Source organism: Pseudomonas sp. 2995-3 (genome assembly GCF_002742565.1).
Lineage (GTDB): Bacteria > Pseudomonadota > Gammaproteobacteria > Pseudomonadales > Pseudomonadaceae > Aquipseudomonas > Aquipseudomonas edaphica.
The window spans coordinates 458353-469647 of record NZ_LJSB01000176.1 but is presented as its reverse complement, the minus strand read 5'-3'; the positions used below and the strand labels follow the sequence as shown (position 1 = coordinate 469647).

8 protein-coding genes and 1 tRNA gene are annotated in these 11295 nt (G+C 60.2%); 2 read left to right on the top strand and 7 right to left on the bottom strand.

Annotated features, from left to right (window positions below; genetic code table 11):
- Window positions 1–12 precede the first annotated feature (12 nt).
- The 3 genes from AOA62_RS14155 to AOA62_RS14145 form a co-directional block, all read right to left on the bottom strand.
- Window positions 13–1734 (bottom strand): ShlB/FhaC/HecB family hemolysin secretion/activation protein, encoded by a 1722-nt coding sequence (locus tag AOA62_RS14155; protein ID WP_099548939.1) that lies wholly within the window; start codon window positions 1732–1734, stop codon window positions 13–15.
- Between the two features lie 214 nt (window positions 1735–1948).
- Window positions 1949–2024: transfer RNA gene (locus AOA62_RS14150), tRNA-Asn, on the bottom strand.
- A gap of 86 nt (window positions 2025–2110) precedes the next feature.
- Entirely contained in the window at window positions 2111–2995 is an 885-nt protein-coding gene (locus tag AOA62_RS14145; RefSeq protein WP_099548938.1) for a LysR family transcriptional regulator, read from the bottom strand.
- A gap of 101 nt (window positions 2996–3096) precedes the next feature.
- Here AOA62_RS14145 and lldD point away from each other — a divergent pair, with 101 nt between their 5' ends.
- Together lldD and AOA62_RS14135 are read left to right on the top strand one after the other, a co-directional pair.
- A complete protein-coding gene (gene lldD / locus AOA62_RS14140) occupies window positions 3097–4239 on the top strand; it encodes an FMN-dependent L-lactate dehydrogenase LldD (protein WP_017137790.1) in 1143 nt (380 codons plus the stop codon).
- A 282-nt stretch (window positions 4240–4521) separates the two neighbouring features.
- Window positions 4522–5448 carry a GGDEF domain-containing protein gene (locus AOA62_RS14135; RefSeq protein WP_017137791.1) on the top strand — a complete coding sequence of 309 codons (927 nt, stop codon included), beginning with the start codon at window positions 4522–4524 and terminating at the stop codon, window positions 5446–5448.
- Between the two features lie 21 nt (window positions 5449–5469).
- Here the strand turns inward: AOA62_RS14135 and AOA62_RS14130 are convergent, their stop codons facing one another.
- The 4 genes from AOA62_RS14130 to AOA62_RS14115 all read right to left on the bottom strand — a co-directional run bounded on the left by AOA62_RS14130 (window position 5470) and on the right by AOA62_RS14115 (window position 11292).
- Complete coding sequence (locus AOA62_RS14130) at window positions 5470–6276, bottom strand: TenA family transcriptional regulator (protein ID WP_017137792.1); 807 nt, start codon at window positions 6274–6276, stop codon at window positions 5470–5472.
- 45 nt (window positions 6277–6321) lie between these two features.
- On the bottom strand, window positions 6322–8796 hold the full coding sequence (locus AOA62_RS14125; protein WP_099548937.1) for an EAL domain-containing protein: 2475 nt from the start codon (window positions 8794–8796) through the stop codon (window positions 6322–6324).
- Window positions 8797–8861: 65 nt separating this feature from the next.
- A complete protein-coding gene (locus AOA62_RS14120) occupies window positions 8862–10664 on the bottom strand; it encodes an ABC transporter ATP-binding protein (RefSeq protein ID WP_017137794.1) in 1803 nt (600 codons plus the stop codon).
- The gene (locus AOA62_RS14115) at window positions 10654–11292 is read right to left on the bottom strand and encodes a DsbA family protein (RefSeq protein WP_017137795.1); all 639 of its coding nucleotides are present in this window, start codon (window positions 11290–11292) and stop codon (window positions 10654–10656) included. Before AOA62_RS14115 ends, AOA62_RS14120 begins: the two co-directional genes overlap by 11 nt.
- Window positions 11293–11295 lie beyond the last annotated feature (3 nt).

Below are 11295 nucleotides of genomic sequence, written 5' to 3'. Positions count from 1 at the left end.
GCGGTAAAAAAATTAAAGGAAAAAATCCATACGGAAATAGATCGGCGCTTCACGCTCTGTGATAGCGGCCGGTCGTTCCAAAGAGTGGGCAAAGGTCACGCTGGCGGCGACGTTTTTGCCACGGGCAAACAGCTCCACCGAGTTGCTGCTCATGCGCCCATGCTGCTCGGCGTTGTAACGGTCGCGGCTGATCACGCCCTGGTCATAACCGAGGCTGGTGCCGTATTCGCTGAGCACCGGTTGCAGCCAGGCCCAGGTCACCGGGCGGCTCCAGCGCAGGTCGTTGCGCCAGTAGCCGCCGCTGTCGCCGGACAGCATCTGGTCCTTGTAGCCACGGATCGACGACTGCCCACCCAGGCTCATGCGCTGCGGGCTGAACAGCACATCTTCGCTGTGCTGGCCGGTCATCAAACTGCTGAAGCTCAAGGACTCGCCCCACAGCTTGAACGGGTACAGGTAGCTGACGGTGGCCGTGTATTTGCGGTAGCGCGCATCGGCCTGGCCGTGGCGCGGGTTGTGATTGGCCTGGGCGTCAAAGGCACCGATGCCGTCTTGCATGCCGAGGTCGATGTTGAGAAATGCACTGCCAATACGGCGGCCGTGGTTGATGCCGAACTGGGCTTCGCTGAGGCGGTTGCTGCTCAGCGCCAGCTTGCTGTCTTCAATGAAGTTGTTGGTGCGCAGGTAGGCGACGCCGGTGCTCAGGGAGGTTTTGCTCAAGGCGTCGCGGTGAACGACACGCTCCAGGCGCAACTGGTGGCTCTGGCTGTCGCCGGTCTGCTTGAACTTGAAGTTGTTGGCCTCGGCCCGAGAGCGGTATTCGCTTTCGGTGTAGCTGTAGGTGAGGTTCCACCAGCCGAAGGGCAAGCTGTAGTTGAGCATCGAATTGCGCGAGGTTTTCTGGTGATCGCTAACCGCATCGTGGCCGCCACGCAACGAAAGTTGGTCGGCCAGGCCCAGCGGGTTGTCCCAGTCGAGGCTGGCGCCCCACTGTTGTTCGCCGGTGCTGCGCTGGCCGCCGTTGTGCCGCGAAAGGCCGACACGCCAGGGCTTTTGCGGGGTGTTTTTGACCAGTACATCACTGCCGCCCACGGCCTTGCCCGGCGCCAGTTCCATCTGCGCCTGGTTCGAGGGCAAACGGTTTAGCTGATCGACCATCTGCTCGATTTCACGCAGGTTGAGCAACTCGCCTTGTTTGCCGGGAAAGCTCATCGCCAGTTGGCGGTCGGTGATGCCGCTGCTTTCGGCGCCTTTCAGGCTTTCGAGCTTGCCCTCGACTACCTGGATTTTGAGGTTGCCGCTGGAAAGGTCTTGCTGTGGCAGATAAGCGCGGCTAGTGACCAGGCCCTTGGCCAGGTAGCGGTCGGTGATGACCTTGAGCACTTCGTTGAGCTGCGGCACGCCGAGGCATTGGCCGATGTAAGGCTTGATCAGCGCGCTGCGCTCGTCTACGGACAGGGCGTCGGCGCCTGCGAGCTCGATGGTTTTGATCGGGAAGCAACGGGTGTCGGCAGGCGTCGCCGGAGCTGCAGGGGCGGCGGATTTACCGGGCAGATCCTTGAGTTCTTCGAGGCGCCGCTGCTGCTCTTCGAGCAGGCGGTCCTGACGGTCGCGGATCAGGTCGGTGATGCCGGGGGTGTTCTGCGGGGCGGCGGCGTGCGCTAATCCGGCGGTGCCCAGGCAGAAAAAAACGGACAGCAGGCAAAACCTGGTCCGGCGTTCCAAACGCCACATGTCTAGATCCCTCTACATAGCGTTGTGCTATCAATGGGCGGCGATTCTAGGATGGCACTTTGATGGCGTCAATAAAATGTACAAATTTGTTTCAAAAGTGAAACAAATCAGGCTCAGCTTGAAAATTATGTTTTTTTAAAATCATGCACTTAACAAAAATTTCAAAAAATCCAAGGCAAAAAAAAGCCTGCATCTCTGCAGGCTTTTCTCTATCTGGCTCCACGACCTGGACTCGAACCAGGGACCCAATGATTAACAGTCATTTGCTCTACCAACTGAGCTATCGCGGAATGCGCCGTATGTTACTGATTAAAAAGAAGAAGTCAAGCATTGAGGAGCATTTTGACGAATTCCTGCAAATTCCGCTTGCAGCCCGCTACACCGGGCTGGCCATTTCCTTGGCCAGATCCAGCCACGCACGCGCCGCCGGTGGCAGGTGTGCGCTGGCCCGCCAGGCCAGGGCGATATGCCAGTCGGTGTGTGGTTCGTCCAACGCAATCAAGGCGATACCCGCGTGTTGATGTTTTAGCGCGAGCATTCGCGGCAGAAACGCAACGCCCAGCCCGGCTGAGACCAGGTCAACGATAAAGTCGATTTGCCCGCTGCGCGCGGTCACTCGGGGCGTGACGCCTTTGCGCTCACACGCGGCGAGGATCTTGGCGTTCAGGGCGAAGCCGGCTTCGAACAAGATGAACGGTGAATCGGCCAGGTCGGTGAAGTCGATGTGTTTGCGCTGGGCCAGTGGGTGGCTGATGGGCAATACCGCCATCAGCGGTTCATTGCGCACTGGCTGGTAGTCGAAGGCTTCGTCCACCGGCAACAGCAGTGCGGCAAGGTCGACCTCCCCGGCTTCCAGACATTCGCGCAGTTTTTTGCTGCCGTATTCGGTGAGTTCGATCTCGATCTCCGGGTAGCGGCTGCGGTATGCCGCGAACATAGCGGCAAACAGCACGCCGCAGCCCACTGGCGGCAGGCCGATGCGCAGCACGCCGCGCTTGAGGCCGCGCAGGTCGTTGATCTCGGCCACCAGGTCGTTGTGCTCGGCGAGGAGTACCAGGGCGCGGCGGTAGGCAATTTCGCCGGCGGCCGTCAGCTCGTTACGGTGGCCCAGGCGATTGAGCAGCGGCGTGCCGAGCTCGTCTTCGAGGGTCTTGACCGCCTTGCTCACGGTGGATTGAGTCAGGGCCACCACCTCCGCTGCCTGGGAGAAACCGCCCTGGCGCACCACTTCGACAAAGGCCCGCACGGTTCTCAGGTTCATCGGTATTCCTATAGCGACTGGGTATTAGTAATAAAAGTTGTTTTTATCATGCCAGCTTTTTGCTTATGGTGGTGCGACCCAGCTCTGTGGAGAACCCGTTCATGATCATCTCGTCCGCCGCCGACTACCGTGCAGCCGCCAAACGCAAGCTGCCGCGCTTTCTGTTCGATTACATCGACGGCGGCGCCTACGCCGAGCACACCCTGCGCGCCAACAGTTCGGACCTGGCCGAGATCAGCCTGCGCCAGCGCATCCTGCGCAATGTCGACAACCTGAGCCTCAAGACCACGCTGTTCGGCCAGGAGCTGGCCATGCCAGTGATTCTCAGCCCCGTGGGCCTGACCGGCATGTACGCGCGACGTGGTGAGGTGCAGGCGGCCAAGGCGGCGGCCAACAAGGGCATCCCGTTCTGCCTGTCGACGGTGTCGGTGTGCCCGATTGAAGAGGTGGCGTCGCAAAGCCCGCAGTCGATCTGGTTCCAGCTCTATGTGCTCAAGGACCGCGGCTTTATGCGCAATGCGCTGGAGCGCGCCCAGGCCGCAGGGGTGACCACGCTGGTGTTTACCGTCGATATGCCCACACCCGGCGCGCGTTACCGTGATGCGCATTCGGGCATGTCCGGGCCGTATGCGGCGCAGCGCCGGATGCTGCAGGCGGTGTGCAAGCCGCAATGGGCCTTCGATGTGGGCCTGATGGGCCGCCCTCATGATCTGGGCAATATCTCCAAATACCTCGGCAAGCCCACCCACCTGGAAGACTACATCGGCTGGCTGGCGAATAATTTCGACCCATCGATCAGTTGGAAAGACCTGGAGTGGATCCGTGAGTTCTGGAAAGGCCCGATGATCATCAAGGGCATCCTTGACCCCCAGGATGCCAAGGACGCGGTGAGTTTCGGTGCCGACGGCATCGTGGTCTCCAACCACGGCGGGCGCCAACTGGATGGCGTGTTGTCGACCGCCAAAGCCTTGCCGCCGATTGCCGAGGCCGTGGGCGATGATCTCACGGTGCTGGTGGACTCCGGCATTCGCTCCGGACTCGACGTAGTACGCATGCTCGCCCTGGGCGCCAAGGGTTGCCTGCTGGGACGTTCGACCGTGTATGCGCTGGCCGCCGCCGGCCAGTCCGGGGTGGAAAACCTGCTGGATATCTTCGCCAAGGAGATGCGCGTGGCCATGACCTTGACCGGCGTCACCTCGATTGACCAGATTGACCACTCCACCTTGGTTCAAACAGCCAAATAACTGACGTCACTGCACAACGACTGTGTTGAGTTTTTTAAAACAGTCGTTGATTTATAAGGTGTTTTTGTAAGTTAAACAAAGTGGCATGAATCTCGCTCTAACCCCTTTCAAGCAGGTTAAGCGATGACAAGACGTGTGGCAGGGCCCAGGGGTTATAACCCATGGCAAAGCGGTTTAAACTGTTTCCAATGTTTTACGGAACTGAAGGAACAGTAAGACGCTTGGCATTTGCCGCTCTCGTGCAGCCTGTAAGACAGTTAAGTGCTTAGAGGCCGTCAGCTTATGAAATCACCGACCCAGACCAACGCAATTGACTTCGACAGTGCCAAATTGCAACGCCTGGGGTTTGGTCAGCCGTCCCTGCTTCCACGTCGCCCCACCACACTTGCGCAACTTCGTCAGCAACTGAACCAGCAGTTGCAAACCAGCCTTGAGCCGGAGCGCATTCTGGCGCTGTTCTTTCGCGAAGTTCAGCGGCTGGTGCCGTTGGACGCGCTGCAATATCGCCATGAGGCCAGCGACTTGCGCCTGGAGTTTGGCCATCGCGGGCATCACTCGGTGAGCTACACCTTGAGCCATGAAGGCGAGCATCTGGGCGAGTTGATATTCCGGCGCAACCAGCGTTTGCTGGACGACGAGTTGGCGCAACTTGAGTCACTGCTGTCGACGTTGCTGTACCCGATGCGTAACGCCCTGCTCTACCGCGCCGCCACCCGCAGCGCCCTGCGTGACCCGCTGACCGAAACCGGCAACCGCATTGCGATGGACCAGACGCTGCAACGGGAAATCGACATGGCCCGGCGGCACCTGAGCCCGCTGTCTTTGTTGATGCTGGACATTGACCACTTCAAGAAAATCAACGACACCCACGGCCATGCAGCGGGCGACATCGTATTGCGCGCTGTCGCCGACTCGATCAAAAGCCAGTTGCGCAATGTGGACATGGTGTTTCGCTTTGGCGGGGAAGAGTTTCTGATCCTGCTGTCAAACACCGGCCGGGACGCGGCAGGTATGGTCGGCGAACGCCTGCGTCGGGCGGCAGAGGCTCAGGACTATTGGGCCGATGGCAAGCGAATTGAACTGACGGTGAGCCTGGGTTGCTCGACCCTGTTGGCCGCCGAGTCGGCAGAAAGCCTGTTGCGGCGGGCCGATAACGCCCTGTACGTGGCCAAGCGCGAAGGCCGCAACCGCTTGGCAATGGCGGGGTAAAACCCCGCCATTACGCTTACATCACGCCTCGCTGGCGGCGCGAACCTGACGTTCACGAACAACTGCTGGGGCCTTTGCTTTTTCGTTCTCCAACCGCATGCAACTTTCCAAAAACAGGTACATGTAGTCGTAGCTCTTGCACACCGCCTGACGCAGTTCTACCTGCAAGGCTTTGCTCGGGTTCATCCCGGCCAGGGTGCAGATGATTTCCAAGGCTTCCCAAGGATGGGCATCGTCGTATTGCGCGTGCATCTTCAACCACTTCATGGCGCGTTTACGGTCTTCTTCAGGGAAGGCGGCCGCATACACGCCGGTCGAACACACCACGGCAGACCACTCCCCAGTCGCCCCCTCAATCGCGTAGTTGGTCGCGGCAATCGCCACGATCAACGAATCGGCCGAGCTGGTGTGCCAGCACCAGTGACTCAGTGCGTGCAACTCCGGTGGTACGTTCTGCGCTTGCAACTCTTCCAGGCTTACACCGTGGGCGCGCGCCCAGTGCACCCAATAGTCGGCGTGGTTGAGTTCCACGCGAATATTGCGCATCAGCCACCGGCGCGCCATATCCTCCCCAGGATGACGGGCAAACTTGGTCTTGGTGAGGTTCTGTGCCATGTACAAGGCAAACTGTTCAACCACTGGCCAGCCACCGATCAGGTAGTGGCGCATGGTCTTGGCGCTGAGCGTGTTATCACGCATGCGCTGGTACAGTTCGTGTTCGACAACCCGGCGCTTGCTCTCGCTACAGTCCTGGATCAGTTGTTGCGCCCAGGCTGGGTAACTCGAGGCTTCCATAAGCGGGCCGGTTCGGTTGAAGGTGTCGATCACTGTAGGGCTCCTTTTCTAGTGTGATTGTACAGACCGTCGAATGCTTCAGCGGAATGTGCCGGGCGCCTTTAGCAACAGTGGCTGCGGCCGCACGGGTCGGCACTGCAGACTATCAAAGGTAAACAATTGCGGACGTTCGATCAGGTAGCCCTGAGCATAATCCACACCGATCTCAAGTAAAGCTTGCTCGATCAGCGGTGTTTCAACAAATTCGGCAATTGTGCGCTTACCCATGACGTGGCCGATGTGGTTGATCACTTCGACCATGGCACGGTTAATCGGGTCGTCCAGCATATCCTTTACGAAACTCCCGTCGATCTTCAGGAAGTCTACAGGTAAATGTTTAAGATAAGCGAACGAGGACATTCCGGCACAAAAGTCATCAAGTGAAAAATGGCAACCTAAGGCCTTGAGTTCATTAATAAAGCGGATTGCACTGCCCAAATTGGCAATAGCGCTGGTCTCTGTTATTTCAAAACAAATCATTTCCGGCGGAATGCTGTAAGCCTCGAATTTCTCACGTAAAAACCCGAGAAAATCATCATCGCCAATAGTTATGCCTGACAGATTAATCGCACACATAGCCATAGGACGGCCTGCACGCTCTTGCATACAACGGGCGATAATCTTAAAGACGTTTTCCACGACCCAACGATCCAGCGAAGTCATCAAACCGTAACGTTCGGCCGCAGGAATAAAACTGTCCGGCAAGATGATCCGACCCGCCTCGTCGTGCAGGCGCAGGAGGATCTCAATATGACCATTACCACCATCGGTATGGCCCAACGGCGAGATTTCCTGGGCGTAGAGGCAAAAACGATCTTCCTCCAGGGCCATGTGCAGGCGTTGTACCCAGGCCATTTCGCCAAAACGCATGGACAATTCCGAATCATCGGCATGGTAGACCTGCACCCTGTTACGGCCCTTTTCCTTGGCCATATAACAGGCCATATCAGCGGCGCGCAGCGAAGTTTCCAGGGTGGTCGGCGATTGCGAGATATGCACCAGACCAATGCTCACGGTGGTCATGAACGGCCGGCCCTTCCACACAAAATGCAGGCTTTGCACGGTATGGCGCAGGCTTTCAGCGATCTTTTCCGCCACCGCTGCCGGGCAGTTCTCCAACAGGATGCCGAATTCGTCGCCGCCCAGGCGCGCCAGGGTGTCGCCTTCGCGCAGGTCCGATTGCAGCAACGCACAGATATGCCGCAGCAGCTCATCGCCCGCCGCATGCCCGCAGGTGTCGTTGACCAGCTTGAACTGGTCGAGGTCGAGGAACATCAAGGCATGCCGCCCGCTCTGCTGGCGCGCTACCTGTTGCAGCACCTGCTCCAGCCGGAACTCGAATTCGCGGCGGTTGGCCAGGCCAGTCAAGGCATCGTGGGTCGCCTGCCACGACAGGTTGGCGATGTACTGGCGCTCCTGGGTCATGTCGTGCAACACCAGCACCGCGCCGCTGACCTTGCCGGCGTTGCGGATCGGGGCACCTACCAGGGTGACTGACACCGTGCTGCCGTCCACGCGCTGGATCAGCTTGGAATGCTCGCTGCCACCGCTGAGTTCACCCTTGATAATGTGTTCAATCAGGGCGAAGCCATCGGGCTCGGCGTTCTCATCAAGCAGGTTGAACAACGCCGCCAGCGGCAACCCTTGGGCCTGCGCGTTCTTCCAATGGGTCAGCGCCTCGGCCGCCGGGTTCATGTAGGCAATGGCGCCGTCGACATCCGTGGTGATCACGCCGTCGCCAATCGACTCCAGGGTGATCTGCGCCCGCTCCTTCTCGGCTTGCAACGCGGTGGCGAAGGCGTGGCGCTGGGTCAGCAGTTTGTGGGTACGCAGCAGTGCCAGCACGATCAACCCCAGGGCGGTGGCCAGGTTGGTGATCAGCAACAGGCGCAGGATCATCCGCGAACCTTCGCCCAAGGCATCGCTGAAGGCCTTGGCGGCTGGCGTCACGCCGTCGTTGATGGCGATGATGCGCGTCTTCCAGCCAGCAATGTCGCCAGGGCTGACCTGATCACTGCGGATCGCCCGGTGCATCGCCTGGGCCAGGTCATCCAGTTGCACCAGGTAACCATCGCCCACGGTCCACAGCTCGATGGCTTTTTCCAGGTAGCTGAAATGGCGAAAATTGAGGTACAGCCAGATTAGATTGGACACGTCATCGGGGTGGTTGCCGCCCTTGAGGATGCCCAGGCGCGCGGCCGCAAGGTCGGGCGTGGGACGGTCCAGCGCGACGCGCAGCTCATGGCCGCCCTGGGGCACCGCGATGGCTTGCCGGTATTTGAGGAACGTCGCTTCGTCGCGGTTATCGGCGTAAAGGCTCAGGTAGTAGATGGCGTCTTTCTGGCCCTTGGACCACAAGCTCTCGCCTGCTACATAGCCGCGCACCGCTGACAGCATGTAGAGGCTGACGCAGCCCAGCAATGCCTGGAACAGCACGACGGCGATAAAGGGCCAGACAATGCCCAGCAACCGAGGCTTGCTTAACGTCGCTGCGAGAGTACGCTTTTGCTTCATGAGATCCCTTGCACATGCACTGCTTGATACGCACGCGAGAATCCGCTCTCGATAGCTCAGCCAAATCAACGCACTTGTTGCAGATGCCCGTAGAGCTTGGCGTATAACCCTCCATCGGCAATCAACTGCTGATGGTCGCCATCTTCGGCGATATGCCCGCCATCAAACACCAGTACCCGGTCGGCCTGTTTCACCGCAGAAAGCCTGTGGGCGATGATCAGTGTAGTACGCCCACTGAGAAACCGCGCCAGCGCCTGGTGCAGGTTGTACTCGGTGGCTGCGTCCAGGGCCGAGGTGGCCTCGTCCAGTATTACCACTTTGGGCTCGGCCAGCACCATGCGTGCAATCGCCAGGCGTTGGCGTTGCCCACCGGAAAAGCGCACCCCCGAGCGCCCCACCACACTGTCCAGGCCCAAGGGCAGTGCCTTGACGGTAGCATCCAACTGGGCGATTTCCAGTGCCTGCCAACAGGCTTGGTCACTGCGGGCGCGGCCCATGGTCAAGTTGGCGCGCACGGTGTCGTTGAACAGCGCCGGGTGTTGCAGCACCACTGCGACGTTTTCGCGGATGGTCGCCAGGCCGATTTCCTGTTGGGTAGCACCGCCGAAACGGATACTGCCCGCTTGTGGGGTATAGAGCCCCAACAGCAGTTGCACCAGGGTACTTTTGCCGCCGCCGCTGGCGCCGACAATCGCGACCTTCTCGCCGGGTGCGATAGCCAGGTTCAACTGGTTGAGTACCAACTCTTCGCCATAGCCGAAGTTGAGGCCGCGCACCTCGATGCCGACGGTCTCACGCCCGGTGAACGGGTCTTCGCCGCCGGCATATTGCGGCTCGTCGGCCCGCGCCAGCAGCTCGTTGATCCGCGTCAGCGCACCACCCGCCGCGTAGTAGGCATATTGCAGGTTCAGCAGCTGCTCCACCGGGCCGATCATGAACCACAGGTAGCTGAACACAGCGAGCATCTGGCCGATGGACAGGTCGGAAAACAACACCGTGAGCATCGCCGCCGCGCGGAAGATGTCGATGCCGAACTGGAACAACAAGCCACTGGCGCGGCTGGAGGCATCGGTTTTCCATTGCGAATGGATCGCGTAGTCGCGCACTTCCTTGGCGCGCTGGCCCAGGCGCCCGAGGAAAAAGCCTTGGCGATTGCCGGCGCGCACTTCCTGGATGGCGTCGAGGGTTTCGGTCAGCGCCTGGGTGAAGCGCGAAGTGCTGTCGTTCTCGAGCTTCTTCAGGTGTTTGACGCGTTTGCCCAACTGCACCGTAGCGTAGATCACCAAGGGGTTGAACAGCAGGATCAACAGTGCCAGTTGCCAATGCATCCACACCAGAATCGCCGAGGTACCGACCAGCGTGAGCATGGCCACCAGGAAGCGGCTGAGAGTCTCGCCGACAAACTTGTCCAGGGTGTCCAGGTCGGTGACCAGATGCGTGGTCACCGTGCCACTGCCCAGGCTTTCGTATTCGCCCAGGGAAATCCGCTTGAGCCGTTCGATCAGGCGCACGCGGATGCGGTACACAATGTCCTTGGCCAGCCGCGCAAACAGCCGCGCCTGCACCACGTTAAACACCAGCGCACCGCAGCGCAGGCATAAGGTCACCAACAGCATCAGGCCGATATAACCGGCTGCCTTCTGCCAACCCAGTGGCAACGCGTGGTTCATCACCTTGAGCGCAGCATCGCCGTGACCCAGCAGCACTTCGTCCACCAGCAACGGCAACAGCAAAGGGATGGGCACGCTGCACAGGGTCGCCAGCACGGCAACGCCATTGGCGATCCACAGGGATTTCTTGTGACGCAGGGCCAGGCGGCGAACTTCCGCCCAAGTCAGTCGGTCGGTGCGTTTGGGCTCATCCTGCACAGGTGGCACGCTCCAGCCATCGGGCCAGCAAGGGCGACAGCTCGGATAACGGCTGATAACCGTTGGTCAGCAACGCCAGCTGGCCATTACGCTCGGCCAGCAGCGTCGGGAAACCGGCGATGCCCAAGTCCTGCACCCAGGTAAAGTCAGCCGCCGTCGCCGCATGTTGCTCGGCGCGGTCGAAGGCGCCGGCAAACTCGATGCGCGGAATGCCCGCCTGCTCGGCCAGCTCCACCAGCACGCTGGCGAGGGTCACATCGCGGCCCTCGACATAAAACGCACGCTGGATCAGCCCCAGCAGTGTCCAGGCGCAATCGGGCGCCAGGCTGCGCGCGGTGACGATGGCGCGGCACGCAGGCTCGGTGTCATAGACAAACCCGTCGGGCAACGCGCCTTCGCGCTTGAACGGCTGGCCGGTGGCGTCGGTAACGGCCTGCCAGTGCTCAAGGATATAGCGCCGCGTAGTCGGCTCGAGTGCCGCGCCGCTGCCGGTGCGCAAACCGCCCACCACCAGGTGCACATCCACGCCGGCCACCTGGGCCTGCTCAACCAGCGCCTGCGCCACCGGGGCAAAGCCCCAGCACCAGGAACACATCGGGTCCATCACATAGAGCAGGCGCGCGGGCATGGG

Bases quoted from the DNA above. Each gene is read 5' to 3' on its own strand.
- AOA62_RS14155 (WP_099548939.1), bottom strand. From the start codon at position 1,734: ATGTGGCGTTTGGAACGCCGGACCAGGTTTTGCCTGCTGTCCGTTTTT.
- AOA62_RS14115 (WP_017137795.1), bottom strand. From the start codon at position 11,292: ATGCCCGCGCGCCTGCTCTATGTGATGGACCCGATGTGTTCCTGGTGC.
- AOA62_RS14125 (WP_099548937.1), bottom strand. From the start codon at position 8,796: ATGAAGCAAAAGCGTACTCTCGCAGCGACGTTAAGCAAGCCTCGGTTG.
- AOA62_RS14135 (WP_017137791.1), top strand. From the start codon at position 4,522: ATGAAATCACCGACCCAGACCAACGCAATTGACTTCGACAGTGCCAAA.
- lldD (WP_017137790.1), top strand. From the start codon at position 3,097: ATGATCATCTCGTCCGCCGCCGACTACCGTGCAGCCGCCAAACGCAAG.
- AOA62_RS14145 (WP_099548938.1), bottom strand. From the start codon at position 2,995: ATGAACCTGAGAACCGTGCGGGCCTTTGTCGAAGTGGTGCGCCAGGGC.